Below are 14,535 nucleotides of genomic sequence, written 5' to 3'. Positions count from 1 at the left end.
CGCGGGTCCACGCGCGACCACGCCCGCCGACCGCGGGGGTCGACGGGCGCGGCGCCCGTGGGGCAGGGCCCACGGGTCAGGTGGTCAGCGCTGGGCCGCGGCCCCCGCTGGTGCGGCCCCGCCGGTGCCGCCGGTCGTCGTGACGGCGGCGTCGAGCTTGATGACGCCGTAGCTCCAGCCGCGGCGCCGGTACGCGACGGACGGCTGGGCCGTCTCGGCGTCGACGAACAGGAAGAAGTCGTGGCCGACGAGCTCCATCTCGTAGAGCGCGTCGTCGATGGTCATCGGCTCGGCGAGGTGGATCTTCTCGCGGATCACGACCGGCGAGTCGCCGAGCGTGGTCTCCAGCACGCCGTCCTCAGAGCGCTGCGGTGCGGGCTCGACCTCGGGCTCCGGCTCCGGAAGCGGCGGCAGCGCCTCGGTGGGCGGCACCGGGGTGCGGCGGTGGTTCTTGCGGCGGTCGCGCGCTCGGCGCAGCCGCTCCGACAGCTTGTCGATCGCCAGGTCGAAAGCCCCGTAGCGGTCGTCCGCGCACGCCTCGGCCCGGATCACCGGTCCCTTGCCGACCACGGTCAGCTCCACCTTCTCGGCGGCCGCGGCCTGCCGGGGGTTGGGCTCGTGGGTCACCTCGACGTCGATGCGCTGGGCGCGGGGCGCCAGCTGCTCGAGCTTGGCGAGCTTGTCCTCGACGTGGCGTCGGAACCGCTCGGGGACGTCGGTGTGACGACCTGCGACGACGATCTCCATGGGATACCTCCTGGAGGTCCGGGGGCGGGACCCTGCCCGCCCGGCAGCATGCTGTTCACGCCCTCGTGGGGCGGACTGCCGGCACCACCTCCTCGTGCGGGCGCAGGCCCACCGAGTGCTCGTAGCGGGGCGACGACAGTGCCGCCCGACTGCTCTGGGACCCCACGCTAGCCCGGGTCCGTCGCGCGGACCAACCAGGCGGTCGGCGCGCCGGGCGGACGGGTGACGGCGAGCACCAGACCGCCCGCGACCTGCGCACCCACCCGCTCCAGGGCGGTGCGGCAGGCGGCGAGGGTCGCGCCCGTCGTCAGCACGTCGTCGACCACCAGGACGCGGGCCCCGACGAGCGCCGCGCGGACCCGCGGACGCACGCGGACCCGGCCGTCGAGGTTGGCCGCGCGGGCGCGCAGCCCCAGCCCGACCTGGTCCCGCCCCCGCCCGGCGAGCCGCAGCGCGCGCGACGTCGTCGAGCCCGGCGACGCGCGGGCGGCGCACGCCCGCGCGAGCGCCGCCACCAGGTCCTCGCCGCGCGCCGCGTGCCCGCGACGGGACGGCGGGGCGGGCACCACGACGACCGGGCCGCGCAACGCCCCGCCGGCAGGGTCGACGCCCGAGCCCGGGGCACCGGCCACGAGCCACCGCGCCGCCCGGCCCGCGAGCTCCGCGAACCACGGGGTCACGTCCGCCCGCCCGCCGTCCTTCCAGGCGACCACCGCCCGGCGCACCGGCCCGTCGTTGGCCGCGAGCGCCCACACCGGGAGCACCGTGCCGTCCATCCGGTCGAGGCGCGCGGCGCCGTGCTCGCAGCGCCGGGGCGGCCCGGACCAGCGGCCGAGGCAGCGTGGGCACAGCGCGGGCCCGGGCCTCCCGCAGCCGGCGCAGGTCACCGGCAGGACGAGGTCGAGCAGCGCGAGGGCCGGGCGGAGCCGCACCTGGTCGGGCTGGTCGGGCTGGTCGGGCTGGTCGGGTCCGGCGGTGGGGGCGGGGACCGGGACGCGGTCGGTGATCGGCATGCGGCCCACCGTGCACCCGTGGCCCGCACGCGCCCGGGCGTCGTCCCCAGAACGGGGCCCGTCCCCGCGGCGCACCCGCCTGGGGACGGCTCGGCGCCCGCTCCCCCGGCGGGTCAGCCCGCGAAGGACGGGTCGCGGACCCCGGTCCCGACGCTCTTCCAGCTCGCGCCGCCGCGCGCGAACAGCTCGCCCTCGGAGCTGGCGATGTACAGCGCGGAGTCGCCCTTCCCGCCGGCGATGTCCACGGAGTCGGCCAGCGGCGGACGGGCCTGGACCTCGCCGGACAGCGGGACGAGGTGGTAGATCGCCGTGGTGGCCGTCCCCGACCGGCCGAGGACGCCGAGCGTGGACTCGTCGACCCACACCACCCGGCTCGCGTCGACGAGGGTCGCACCGGTGCGCCACGCCGCCCCGAGCATCTGGGGCGTGCCCGAGTCGTCGCGCACCACGCTCGTCACGTCGACCCGCACCCCGTCGGAGCCCACGGAGACCACGGCGGCGCGCGAACCGTCCCGGGCGACCCGCAGGGACCGGACGGTCCGGTCGTTCAGCCACTCGACGGGGACCTCGACCACCGTGCCGCCGCCGTCGACGGCGAGCAGCTCGCCGGGGCGCTGCGCCGAGGCGGTCCACACCCAGCCGTGCCGGTCGACCGAGGGGGCCACGAGGGCGGGCTCGGCGAGCAGCTCGCGCGACGCGGCCGCGGTGGTGGGGACCGTCACCAGGCGGTCGGGGCCGGACAGCATGACGCGCAGCGCCGCGGAGCCGTCCCGTGCGGGGTCGCGGGCGTCCAGCCCGGCGAGCGAGCCGATGCCGTCGACGGGCACGAGCTCGCCCTGCGACATCTGCGCGAGCCGGTCGTCCTGGATCACCTCGACGCCGCCGCCCCAGTCCTGGCCGCGCTCGAGCTCCGCGGCGTCCACCCCCAGCGGCACCCCGCCCGCCGAGACCTCGACGGTCCGGACGCGCGCGATCCGCAGCGACGCCTCGAGCTGGGCCTGCATCAGCGCGCGGTCCGCGGGCTCGGCGGGCAGCCCGCCGGTGGACAGGCTCACGGCCGCGACGCCCTCGTCGTCCACCGAGACCGCGTCGGGCTGGAGCACCGCACCCTCGGGGACGGCGCTGCGGACCCCGTCGCGCAGCCAGTCGGACGGGCCGGCGATCACCGCGCGCACGATCGACGTGGCGAGGTTCCGCAGCGGGAACCACCGCGTCTCCGGCACCAGGAACCGGTCGTCCTGCGACAGGAAGTACAGCGTGGCGGAGCGGTAGATGGCCTCGAAGTTCGGCTCCGACAGCACGACGCCGTCCTCCAGGCCGGAGATGCGCCACTGCCCCTCGCTGTCCTGGACCATGTCGAACGCGACGGTCTCCTGGGTGTCCACCCCGCCCTGCTGGTAGCGGCCCTCGGCGTCGATGCGCGCCGCGACCCGCAGGGTGACCTCGACCCGGGAGTCCCGCACGACGAGGTCGGGGCTGGACGCCGTGGAGTACACGACCACGCGCTCGCGCGGGCTCCAGGTGCGCCGGCTCTCCCCCGACAGGTACTCGCGGGCGTTGCGGAAGTCGTCGGCGGAGTCGGCGGAGGTGGTGTCGCGGCTGAACCCGGCGGCACTGGCGCCGAGGAACCCGCGGACGATGTCCTCCGGCGAGCCGTCCTGCGGCGGCGGGTCGCCCAGCGGCTCGACGCCGCCCTGGTCGCTGACGCGCTCCACGCCGACGCCCACCGGGCCCGAGGTCGGCATGCCCACGCACCCGGCCAGCAGCGCCAGCGCGCCCAGCAGCCCGAGCACGGCGGCGACCGGTCGCGCGGGACGGGACGAGCGGGACCACGCTGGACGGGACCACGCGGTGCGGGACGCGGGCGGGCCGGGCACGGACAGGCGGCTCATCGGTGCTCCCTCGCAGGGCCGTGGGGGTCGGACGCGCCGTGGGGGTCGGACGCGCCGCTGCGGTCGCCGCGGTCCGGGGCGGACGCCTGCTGCTCGCGCGCCCGGGCCCGGGCGACGGCCTGCTGCGCCTCGCGCACGCGCTCGACCACGTCGAACGACCCGGTCGTCGGCGGGAGGTCGGGCAGAGCCGCCGGGTCGCCGCCGTCGCGCTCGCCGGGGTGCACGGCGTCGGCGTCGGCGTCCGCGTCGGCGGGCGGCTCGAGCGGCAGCGGCGACCCGTCCAGCACGATGCCGGCCCGCCGGGGCAGCGTGAGGCGGAAGCAGGCGCCCTCCCCCGGGCGACCCCACGCCTCGAGCCAGCCGCCGTGCAGGTGCGCGTCCTCGAGCGAGATCGCCAGTCCCAGCCCCGTGCCGCCGGTGGTCCGCGCGCGGGCGGGGTCCGCGCGCCAGAACCGGTCGAACACGTGCGCCGCCTCGTCCCGCGTCATCCCGACCCCGTGGTCGCGGACGGTGACGGCGACGGCGCGGTCGTCCGCCCCGACCGTCACGTCGACGTCCGTCCCGTCGGCGTGCTCGATGGCGTTGACCAGCAGGTTGCGCAGCACGCGCTCGACGCGCCGCGGGTCGACGTCGGCGACGCACCGCTCCGCGGGCTCCGCCACCGACAGCCACGACCCCTTGCGGGCCGCCAGCGGCACCGCCTGGTCGACCGCGGACGCGACGACCGACCGCAGGTCGCACGCCTCCGCGTCCAGGGCCGCAGCACCGGCGTCGAACCGGCTGATCTCCAGCAGGTCGCCCAGCAGCTCCTCGAACCGGTCGAGCTGCTGCTGGAGCAGCTCCGCGGACCGCCGGACCGCGGGCGGGAAGTCCTCGCGGGAGTCGTAGAGCATCTCCCCCGCCATCCGCACGGTGGTCAGCGGGGTCCGCAGCTCGTGCGAGACGTCGGAGACGAACCGGCGCTGCATGGCCGACAGGTGCTCCATCCGCGCGATCTGGTCCTGCAGGCTCTCGGCCATCTCGTTGAACGACCGCCCGAGGCGGGCCATCTCGTCCTCGCCGCGCACGGCCATGCGCTCGGTGAGGCTGCCGTCGGCGAGCCGCTCGGCGACGTGCGCCGCGAGCCGCACGGGACGGACGACCTGCCGGGTCACGATCCAGGTCATCGTCACGAGCAGCAGCACGAGGGCGACCGCGCCGATCGACAGGACGCTCTGCAGGAACGACAGGCGCTCCTGCTCGGCCTGCAGCGAGTAGAGGAAGTACAGCTCGTAGGACCCGGCCGCCGGGACGGTGACGGCCTGGCCGACCATCACGGCCGGCTCGACCTGCCCCGTGGCCGACGCCGACGCGGGCCAGGCCACGGACTCCCAGCGCTGCCCCTCGTCCCGGGCGGTGGCGTCCCGCAGGTCGTCCGACACCAGGGGCACCAGCGCCGAGTCGGTGGCGCCCGCCGTCACGAGGATCGGCTGCTGCTGGCCGCGGGTGCGCAGCACGAAGACCTCGCGCTCGCCGGACCCCCCGGACTGCAGCGCCCGCACCATGTCGTAGAGGAGCTGCTGGACCTCGGGCGCGGTCGTGGCGGTCGACGCGTCGAACGTCTCCTGCGCCTGGGCGGTGCCGCGTGCGGCCTCCGCGAGCACCTGGTCGACCCGCTGGGTGAACAGCCCGTCCCGGACGCTCACCGACAGGTAGCCGCCGAGGACCGCGAGCGCCGCGAGCCCGACCGCGAGCGTCAGCGTGATGACCCGGGCCTGCAGCGACCCGCGCCACGCCCGGGACAGCCGGCGGGCCCGGGACGCGGACCGCACCGTGGCGAGGCGCCACGCACGCCCCGCCCGGGCGCCCGCACCGGCGCCGCGACCGGTCGGGCCGGCGTTCACGAGGGCGTCGCGCCCGCCTTGTAGCCGACGCCGCGGACGGTGACGACGATCTCGGGGCTCTCCGGGTCGGCCTCGATCTTGGACCGCAGCCGCTGCACGTGGACGTTGACCAGGCGGGTGTCGGCGGCGTGCCGGTAGCCCCAGACGCGCTCGAGCAGCACCTCGCGCGTGAACACCTGCCAGGGCTTGCGCGCGAGGGCGACCAGCAGGTCGAACTCGAGCGGGGTCAGCGGGATCGGGACGCCGTCGCGCGTGACGCGGTGCCCGGTGACGTCGATCGACAGGTCGCCGATGCGCAGGTGCTCGGGGGCGGGCTCGTCGCTGCGGCGCAGGCGCGCGCGCACCCGGGCGATCAGCTCCTTCGGCTTGAAGGGCTTCGCGATGTAGTCGTCGGCGCCGGACTCCAGGCCGAGCACCACGTCGACGGTGTCCGCCTTGGCGGTGAGCATGACGATCGGCACGCCCGACTCCGCGCGGATCAGCCGGCACACCTCGGTGCCGTCCTTGCCCGGGAGCATGAGGTCCAGCAGCACGAGGTCCGGCTGGGAGGCCCGGAAGATCTCCAGGGCCTCGTCGCCGTCGGCGCAGAACACCGGCTCGAAACCCTCCGAGCGGAGGACGATGCCGATCATCTCGGACAGGGCGGTGTCGTCGTCGACCACGAGAACGCGTCCCTTCATCGCCCCATGATGGCATCCGGATCGGTCCGGCGGGTCCGCGCACGCCCCGGGACGCCCGGTCGGAGCAGGCTCCCGGCCCGGGCCTGACGTGGCACGATGGCGTCAGCCGCGCCGCGCCGCGCCCGGGCGCACCCCGGTCCACCGGCGCCGACCGACTCCACCCGAGCAGCAGGGAGCCACCCGATGAGCACGCCGCACGACGAGGGCCGCCCCGAGCCGGTGCCCGCGCCCGGCGAGGCCGACCGGCCCGCCCCGCGGTACGGGCAGCTCGCGCCCGCCGGGTGGCAGGCTCCCGGCACCCCGTCGGGTGCGGGCCGTCCGGGTGACGGGCCGCCCGCGCAGCAGCCGCAGCAGCCCGGGTACGGGCAGCAGCCCGGGTACCCCCCGCCCGGTTACCCCCAGCAGCCCGGCTACCCCCCGCCCGGGTACGGGCAGCAGCCGGGTTCCGGTCAGCAGCCGGGGTACGGCCAGCAGCCCGGGTACGGCCAGCCCGTCGGGTACGGCCAGCAGCCCGGCTACGGCCAGCCCGCCGGCTACGGGCAGCAGCCCGGCCAGGGCTGGGGTCCGACCCCGTACCAGCCGGCCGCCGCGCGCCCCGGCATCGTCCCGCTGCGGCCGTTGAGCATCTGGGAGATCTTCGACGGCACGTTCCGGGCGATCCGGCACAACCCGACGACGATGTTCGGCCTGACCGCCGCGGTCGTCGCCATCTCGACCGCGCTCGGCGCGCTGCTGCAGTGGTACGTGGCGGGCCTGCTCGCGGGCGAGGTCGACGACCTGCTCGGCGGCACCGCCGGGCTCACCGCCCAGGACACCGAGGTGCTGGGCAGCTCGTTCGGCACCTCCCTCGCCCAGCTCGTCACGCTGCCGCTCACGTCGCTCGCGACGCTGGTCCTGACCGGCCTGCTGATCCTCTCGGTGAGCCGCTCGGTGATCGGCCAGCGCGTCGCGATCGGCGACGTGCTGCGGGGCTCGGGCAAGCGGCTCGCCCAGGTCGTCCTGTTCAGCGTGCTCCAGGTCCTCGCGGTCCTCGTGCTCTCGGGCGCGCTCGTCGGCCTGACCGTCCTGACCTGGGTCGCGACCCAGAACGAGTGGGCGACCGTGGTCGTGGGCCTGCTGTCGGTGCTCGCGCTGGTCGTCGGCGCGTTCTGGATCACGGTGCGCACGCTGCTCGCGCCGGCCGCGATCATGCTCGAGGGCGGGTCGTTCGGGACGACGGTCGCGCGGGCGTGGCGGCTGACGCGTGGAAGCTTCTGGCGCCTGCTGGGCGTCTACCTGCTCGCGGCGGTCGTGGTGCAGGTCGTCGCCTACGTCATCGTGTTCCCGGTCAGCATGATCACCGCGCTGGTGCTGCAGGACCCCCTGGGCACGAGCGGCGGCGCGATCGCGCTGACCGCCGTGGGGACCGCGATCGCCAGCACGATCAGCACCGTGTTCATGGCCGGCGTGGTCGCGCTCGCGTACATCGACGTGCGCATGCGGCGCGAGGGCCTGGACGTCGAGCTGGCGCGCGCGGCGGCGGACTCCGGTCGGTGAGGTGGCTGGCCGGCGGGTCCGGCGTCCCGGTGGTGCCCGATGCCGAGGAGGCGCGCGGCTGGCTCGAGCGTGAGCTCGCCGACCCCGTGTACCACCAGCGGCCGAGCCTGCTGCAGATGGTCCTGGACTGGCTCGGGCGGCTGTTCGAGGGCGCGGACGGCGTGCCGCTCGGCAACGTCGGGACGCTGCTGCTGGTCGCGGGCGTGCTCGCGCTGCTCGTGGTGGTGGCGTTCCTGGTGACGGGTCCGGTGCGCCGCAGCCGCCGGGTGGGCGGCCCGGGGTCGGTGCTCGCGGACGACGACCGGCGCACGGCCGCCGACCTGCGGTCCGCCGCGGACGCCGCCGCCGCGCGGGGCGACTGGGCGGGCGCGGTGGCGGACCGGTTCCGCGCCGTGGTCCGCGGGCTCGAGGAGCGGGCGGTGCTCGACGAGCGCCCGGGCCGGACGGCGCACGAGGCCGTGGCCGACGCCGGCCTGCGCCTGCCCGCGCTGGCCGGGGACCTGCAGGCCGCCGGGCGGCTGTTCGACGACGTCGTGTACGGCGAGCGCACCCCGGGCGCCGGCGACGACGCGCTGCTGCGCGAGCTCGACTCCCGGGTCGCCGCAGCCCGCCCGACGCTGCCCGCCGGCCTGACCGCCGGGACCGCCGTGTCCACCGGGTCGTCCGCCGGCCCCGGCACCGGGGTGGCGCCGTGACCGCGCCGACCGCGACCCGTCCCCCGGAGGCCGACGGCACCGTGCTCGGCGACGGCACCACGGCCCGCAGCCGCGCGCGCGGCCGCTGGCGCCGGTCCCGCTGGCTGGTGGGCGTCGCGGTCGTGCTCGGCGTGGGCGTCGGGGTGTCGCTGCTGCCCGCACCGGCCCGGTCGACCACCCCGCTCGCACCCGACAACCCGCGGGACGACGGAGCGATGGCGGTCGCCGAGGTGCTGCGCGACCAGGGCGTGACGATCACCTACGTGCGCACCACGGCCGAGGCCCGCGACGCCGCCGCCGCGGGCAGCACGCTGCTGGTGACGTCGGACTGGTGGCTGACGCCCGAGCAGGTGGACGCGCTCGCCGATACCGAGGCGGACCTGGTGCTGCTGGACGCGTCGTCGCTGCTGGCCGAGGTGGTGCCCGGGCTCGAGACCGGGTGGTCCGGCGGCGGGACCGCCGCGTCGCTGGCGGCCACCTGCACCGACCCCGACGCCGAGGCCGCCGGGACGGTCACCGCGACCGGCGCGGGCGTGGTGCCGGTCGACGGCACGCCCCCGGCGGGCACCACGCTGTGCTTCCCGCTGCCGGGCACCGACCCGCAGGCCTACCTGACGTCCGTCACCCAGACGGACGGCCGGACCGTCAGCGTGCTCGGCGACGCCACGATGCTCACCAACGCGCGCGTCACGGAGGCCGGCAACGCCGCGCTGGTGCTGCGGACGCTCGGCCGGGACGCCGACCTGGTCTGGTACGTCCCGTCCGCCACCGACACCTCGGTCGCCCCCGCCGCGCCGGGGCTCGGGGACCTGCTGCCGCCCGTCGCCTCGGTGCTGGGGCTGCAGGCCCTGCTGGTGCTGCTCGCCCTGGCCGGGTGGCGCGCCCGCCGGCTCGGCCGGGTGGTCACGGAGCGGCTGCCGGTCGTCGTCCGGTCCGCGGAGACCACCCGCGGTCGGGGCCGGCTCTACCGGACGTCCCGGGCCTACGGGCACGCGGCCGCGGCCCTGCGCGCCGGGACCGCCGACCGCAGTGCGCGTCGGCTCGGGCTCCCCCGGTCCGCCGCCGCGCCGGACGTGATCGCGGCGCTCGCGCGGGCGACCGGGCGCGCCGAGGACGACGTGCGCGACCTCCTGTACGGACCACCCCCCACGTCAGACGCGGGCCTGGAGCACCTGGCCCGCCGGCTCGACCAGCTCGAGAGCGAGGTTCACCCCACGTGACCCAGGACCACCCCGCCCCGAACCCGTGGCAGCAGCAGCCCGGCACGCCGCCCCAGCAGCAGCCGGCCGCGCAGCCGTACCCCGGGTACGCGCCGGCCCCCCAGGCGCAGCCCGCGCCGCAGCACCAGCCGGCGCCGACGCACCAGCCCGCGCCGCAGCCCGCCCCGGCCCACGCCGCCCCGCCGGTGCCGTCCGCGGACCTGCGCGAGGCGCTCGGCGCGGTGCGCACCGAGGTCGGGCGCGCCGTCGTGGGCCAGGACGCAGCCGTCACCGGCCTGGTGATCGCGATGCTCTGCCGCGGCCACGTGCTGCTCGAGGGCGTCCCGGGCGTGGCGAAGACCCTCATGGTCCGCAGCCTGTCGGCGGCCCTGGACCTGGACACCAAGCGCGTCCAGTTCACCCCCGACCTGATGCCCGGCGACGTCACCGGCTCGCTGGTCTACGACGCCCGGACCGCCGAGTTCTCGTTCCGCGAGGGCCCGGTGTTCACCAACCTCATGCTCGCGGACGAGATCAACCGCACGCCCCCCAAGACCCAGGCGTCGCTGCTGGAGGCGATGGAGGAGCGGCAGGTGTCGGTCGACGGCACGCCGCGCCCGCTGCCGGACCCGTTCATCGTCATCGCCACCCAGAACCCCGTCGAGTACGAGGGCACCTACCCGCTGCCCGAGGCGCAGCTCGACCGGTTCCTGCTCAAGCTGACGCTGCCGCTGCCCGAGCGGCACGAGGAGATCGAGGTGCTCGCGCGGCACGCCGCCGGGTTCGACCCGCGGGACCTGGTCCGGGCGGGGGTGCGCGCCGCCGCGGGCAAGGACGTGCTCGACCGCGCCCGGGCCGAGGTCGCGCAGGTGCAGATCGCGCCCGAGGTCATCGGCTACGTCGTCGACCTGGTCCGCGCCACCCGCCAGTCGCCGTCCCTGTCGCTGGGCGTCTCGCCGCGTGGCGCCACCGCGCTGCTCGCGACGTCGCGCGCCTGGGCGTGGCTGTCGGGGAGGCCGTACGTGACGCCGGACGACGTCAAGGCCCTCGCGCACCCGACGCTCCGGCACCGGGTGCAGCTGCGGGCCGAGGCCGAGCTCGAGGGCGTGACCGCCGAGTCGGTGCTCGACACCGTCCTGGCGTCCGTCCCGGTCCCCCGCTGAGGTCGGCCGCGTGGCGATCACCTGGCGCGCGGTCGCGCTGACCGCGGTCGGCGCCGTCGCGGTGCTGCTCCTGCCGGTGCCGGGCACGGTGCTGGTCTGGGCGGTGCTGTCGGTGCTGCTGTGCGTCGGCGACGCGCTGCTGGCCGCGTCGCCGCGCGCGGTGGCGATCCGGCGCGACCCCGCGGGGTCGGTCCGGCTGCACGAGCCGGCCCGGTCCCGGCTGACGCTCACGCACACCGGCGCGCGCCGGCTGCGGGGCGTCGTGCGGGACGCGTGGCAGCCGTCGGCGCACGCGGAGCGCAACCGGCACCAGGTCGACCTGCCGCCCGGCGAGTCGCGCCGCCTCGAGACCCCGCTGCGCCCGTCCCGGCGCGGTGACCTGCACGCCGACCGGGTCACCGTCCGGACGCTCGGGCCGCTGGGGCTCGCGGCCCGGCAGGCGTCGTTCGACGTGCCCGGCACGCTGCGGGTGCTGCCCGAGTTCGCCTCCCGGCGCCACCTGCCGAGCAGGCTCGCGCGGCTGCGGGAGATGGACGGGCGCGCCGCCGTCCAGGTGCGCGGCCAGGGCACGGAGTTCGACTCGCTGCGCGAGTACGTGATCGGCGACGACGTGCGGTCGATCGACTGGCGGGCGAGCGCGCGCCGGTCCGACGTCGTGGTCCGCACCTGGCGCCCCGAGCGGGACCGACGGGTGCTGATCGTGGTCGACACGTCCCGCACCAGCGCGGCCCGCACCGGCGAGGAGCCGCGCCTGGACACGTCGGTCGAGGCGGCCCTGCTGCTCGCCGCGCTGGCGTCCCGCGCCGGCGACCGGGTCGAGCTGCTGGCGTACGACCGCACGGTGCGCGCCCGGGTCGCGGGCGCGTCCGGGCCCCGCCTGATGCCGGCGATCGCCGACGCCCTCGCCGGGGTCGAGCCGTCGCTGGTCGAGGCCGACTGGCCGGGCGTCGTCGCGCAGGTGCAGGAGCGGCTGTCCCAGCGCGCGCTCGTCGTGCTGCTGTCCGCCCTGGAGCCGTCGGCCGTGGAGCAGGGGCTGCTGAGCGTGGTCGACCGGCTCGCGTCCCGTCACCAGGTCGTGCTCGCGTCGGTCCGAGACCCCGAGGTCGAGCGGCTGCGCACCGGGCGCGAGGACGTCGCCGCGCTGTTCGACGCCGCCGCGGCCGAGCGCACCGAGCTGGAGCGGTCCGCGGTGGCCGTCCGGCTCCGCAGCCACGGGGTCGAGGTCGTCGACGCCCTGCCCGACGACCTCGCGCCGCGCCTGGCGGACACCTACCTCGCGCTCAAGGCCGCCGGGCGGCTCTGACCGGTCGTCGGTGGCGGGCCGTACCGTGACCGGGTGACCGACCGCGAGCGCGTGACCACCCGGGGGCTCGGGCGCGCGCTGCTCGCGCGCCAGCACCTCCTCGACCGCACGCCCGAACCCGCGGTCGACGTGGTCGCGCACCTCGTGGCGCTGCAGTCCCAGAACCCGCCGTCCGCGTACCTCGCCCTGCACGCCCGGGTCGCCGGGTTCGCGCACGACGACCTCGCGGACGCGATGACCGACCGCCGCGTCGGGCGGCTCGCGCTGCTGCGGGACACCGTGCACCTCGCGACCGCCGACGACGTCCTGACGCTGTGGCCCGTCCTGGTGCCGCTGTTCCGGCGGAACCTCGCCGGCCACGCGACCGCCGGTCCGGCGCTGCGCGGGCTCGACCTCGACGACCTCGCCCGCGCGGCCCGGGACGCCCTCGCGGACGGGCCGCTGACCGCCGCTGCGCTCGGCGACCGGCTCGCCGCCACCTGGCCGGACGTCGACCCCCGGGCGCTCGCGCAGGGCGCCCGGGGGCTGCTGCCGCTGGTGCAGGTGACACCCCGCGGGGTCTGGGGGCGCAGCATGGCGACGACCTGGACCACCGCCGAGACGTGGTTCGGCCGGACGCTCACCGCCGCGGACCCCGACGACGTGCTCGCCGACCTGGCACGCCGGTACCTCGCGGCGTACGGGCCGGCCACCGTCGCCGACCTGCAGCGCTGGTGCGGGCTCACCCGGCTCGGCGCGGTCGTCGACCGGCCCCGGCCCGAGCTGGTCGAGGTGGAGCACGTCGACCCGCCCACGTCGGCGGACGGTCGGGCGTCGGCCGGCACGCGGGGCCGCACCCGGGTGCTCCTCGACCTGCCGGACGCCCCGCGCCCGCCCGAGGACGCGCCCGCGCCGGTCCGGCTGCTGCCCGACTACGACGACGTCCTGCTGGGGCACGACGACCGCAGCCGGATCGTCCCCGCCGCGGCCCGGCCCGCCCTCGCCAGCCCGAACGGCGTGCCCCCGGCCGCGGTGCTGGTGGACGGCGTCGTCGCCGGGACCTGGGCCCTGCGCCGCGAGGCCCTGCCCCGGCTCGCGGGCGCGCCCCGCACCCGCCGCGAGCGGGCGCACCTGACGCTCACCCCGCTGCGGCCCTGGAGCCACGCCGAGCGGGCCGCCGCGGTCACCGAGGCGGAGGTGCTCGCGCGGTTCGTCGCCGACGACGCCGCCGAGCACGCCGTGCAGGTCGCGGTGCCCTGACGGCAGGGGCCCGGTGCCCGAGCCCGGAACGAAGGTCCCCCGCCGGGCCGTGGGTCGCGCGCGAGACTGCTGGACGTGCCGCCCCTCGACCACGCCGCCGTCCCCCGCTCCCCCGCGGTCGCCGCGGTCGTCGTCGAGCCGGGCCAGGACCCGGCGGTCGCGGTGACGGGGTACGCCGACACGGCGATCGGCCGGCTCGCGGACGCCGGCACGGTGCTGCACGCGTGCTCGGCCGCGAAGGCGGTGACGGCCGTCGTCGTGCTGCGGCTCGCGCAGGACGGGCTGCTCGACCTCGATGACGACGTGCGCCGCTGGGTGCCCGTGCCGCTGGACCCCGCGGCGGGCGGGCGCGGGCCGACCCTGCGGGAAGCTCCTGCGGCACGCGGGCGGGGTGACCGACCCCGCCGGGTCGTTCGAACCCGCGGACGGCGCGGCGCCGCCGCTGCTCGACGTGCTGGCCGGCCGCCCCGGCGCGCACCCGGGACCGGTCCGGGTCGCGCACGCCCCCGGGTCCGGGTTCCGGTACGCCGACGGCGGGTACTGCCTGCTCGAGCGGGTCGTCGAGGTCGCGACCGGGCTGCCGTTCGCGGCCGCGGCGCACCGGGCGGTGGTCGCGCCGCTGGGGCTGACCGCGACGGCGTTCTGGGCCGGGACCGACCCCGGGGCCGCGTCCGACCCCGGTGCGAGCGCCGACCCCGCCCTGCGGGAGGTGCTGCACCGGGTGGCGGCCCGGGCGGCCGCGGGGCACCGCACGGACGGCAGCCGCGTGCCGGGCGTCCGCCGGCACTACCCCGGGCTCGCCGCGTCCGGGCTGTGGACCACGCCCGCGGAGCTCGGCGTGCTGCTCACCGACCTGGGTCGGGCGTGGGCGGGCGCGGACGACGCGGTGCTGCTCGACGCCCGGCACGCCGCCGCGATGCTGGACGACGCCGCCGAGCCGGGTGTGGGCCTCGGGGTGTTCGTGCTCGGGGCGGCGCGCGGCGTCTGCGTGATGACGCAGGGCTGGGGCGACGGGTTCCAGTGCCAGGCGCGGGTGTACCCGCAGCAGGGCGGCGTGCTGGCGGTGCTCACCAACGCCGACCCCGGGGTGGACCAGGCCTCGTCGGTGGTGGGTGCGATGCTGCGCCGGCTCGCGGGAGCGCGTGGCTGGGCGGCCTGAGCCGGGCCGTCCAGCCCACATGAGCC

The 14,535-nt window shown here is 77.6% G+C and carries 12 protein-coding genes and 1 pseudogene; 8 read left to right on the top strand and 5 right to left on the bottom strand.

Going from position 1 to position 14,535, the window contains the following annotated elements; genetic code table 11:
- Positions 1–84 precede the first annotated feature (84 nt).
- From hpf to mtrA, 5 genes are all read right to left on the bottom strand, one after another.
- On the bottom strand, positions 85–747 hold the full coding sequence (hpf, locus tag AC1VL8_RS10595; protein ID WP_389226809.1) for a ribosome hibernation-promoting factor, HPF/YfiA family: 663 nt from the start codon (positions 745–747) through the stop codon (positions 85–87).
- A gap of 167 nt (positions 748–914) precedes the next feature.
- On the bottom strand, positions 915–1,760 hold the full coding sequence (locus AC1VL8_RS10590; protein WP_483075147.1) for a ComF family protein: 846 nt from the start codon (positions 1,758–1,760) through the stop codon (positions 915–917).
- A 113-nt stretch (positions 1,761–1,873) separates the two neighbouring features.
- Positions 1,874–3,652, bottom strand: coding sequence for an LpqB family beta-propeller domain-containing protein (locus AC1VL8_RS10585; protein WP_389226803.1), 1,779 nt, complete (start codon positions 3,650–3,652; stop codon positions 1,874–1,876).
- On the bottom strand, positions 3,649–5,535 hold the full coding sequence (mtrB, locus tag AC1VL8_RS10580; RefSeq protein WP_483075146.1) for an MtrAB system histidine kinase MtrB: 1,887 nt from the start codon (positions 5,533–5,535) through the stop codon (positions 3,649–3,651). The genes AC1VL8_RS10585 and mtrB overlap by 4 nt, the downstream gene beginning before the upstream one ends.
- Positions 5,532–6,215 (bottom strand): MtrAB system response regulator MtrA, encoded by a 684-nt coding sequence (gene mtrA / locus AC1VL8_RS10575; protein WP_389226797.1) that lies wholly within the window; start codon positions 6,213–6,215, stop codon positions 5,532–5,534. The genes mtrB and mtrA overlap by 4 nt, the downstream gene beginning before the upstream one ends.
- Positions 6,216–6,398: 183 nt before the next feature.
- On the opposite strand from mtrA, the gene AC1VL8_RS10570 reads away from it, so the two are divergent.
- The 8 genes and pseudogenes from AC1VL8_RS10570 to AC1VL8_RS10535 all read left to right on the top strand — a co-directional run bounded on the left by AC1VL8_RS10570 (position 6,399) and on the right by AC1VL8_RS10535 (position 14,509).
- Entirely contained in the window at positions 6,399–7,751 is a 1,353-nt protein-coding gene (locus AC1VL8_RS10570; protein WP_483075145.1) for a glycerophosphoryl diester phosphodiesterase membrane domain-containing protein, read from the top strand.
- Positions 7,748–8,446 carry a DUF4129 domain-containing protein gene (locus tag AC1VL8_RS10565; RefSeq protein ID WP_483075144.1) on the top strand — a complete coding sequence of 233 codons (699 nt, stop codon included), beginning with the start codon at positions 7,748–7,750 and terminating at the stop codon, positions 8,444–8,446. Before AC1VL8_RS10570 ends, AC1VL8_RS10565 begins: the two co-directional genes overlap by 4 nt.
- Positions 8,443–9,666, top strand: a complete 1,224-nt coding sequence (locus tag AC1VL8_RS10560) for a DUF4350 domain-containing protein (protein WP_483075143.1) — start codon at positions 8,443–8,445, stop codon at positions 9,664–9,666. The genes AC1VL8_RS10565 and AC1VL8_RS10560 overlap by 4 nt, the downstream gene beginning before the upstream one ends.
- Positions 9,663–10,808, top strand: coding sequence for an AAA family ATPase (locus AC1VL8_RS10555; protein ID WP_483075142.1), 1,146 nt, complete (start codon positions 9,663–9,665; stop codon positions 10,806–10,808). The genes AC1VL8_RS10560 and AC1VL8_RS10555 overlap by 4 nt, the downstream gene beginning before the upstream one ends.
- Before the next feature lie 10 nt (positions 10,809–10,818).
- A complete protein-coding gene (locus AC1VL8_RS10550; protein WP_389226785.1) occupies positions 10,819–12,111 on the top strand; it encodes a DUF58 domain-containing protein in 1,293 nt (430 codons plus the stop codon).
- Between the two features lie 33 nt (positions 12,112–12,144).
- Complete coding sequence (locus tag AC1VL8_RS10545; protein ID WP_483075141.1) at positions 12,145–13,350, top strand: winged helix DNA-binding domain-containing protein; 1,206 nt, start codon at positions 12,145–12,147, stop codon at positions 13,348–13,350.
- A 75-nt stretch (positions 13,351–13,425) separates the two neighbouring features.
- Positions 13,426–13,779: pseudogene (locus AC1VL8_RS10540) on the top strand (serine hydrolase); the annotation flags it as partial.
- Positions 13,742–14,509: a serine hydrolase domain-containing protein gene (locus AC1VL8_RS10535; protein ID WP_483075140.1), complete on the top strand. Its 768-nt coding sequence runs from the start codon at positions 13,742–13,744 to the stop codon at positions 14,507–14,509. The pseudogene AC1VL8_RS10540 and the gene AC1VL8_RS10535, both read left to right, overlap by 38 nt.
- The last annotated feature ends 26 nt before the right edge of the window (positions 14,510–14,535 follow it).

This window comes from Cellulomonas sp. KU4C, from assembly GCF_056868065.1.
This window is presented reverse-complemented; position numbering and strand designations above follow the sequence as displayed.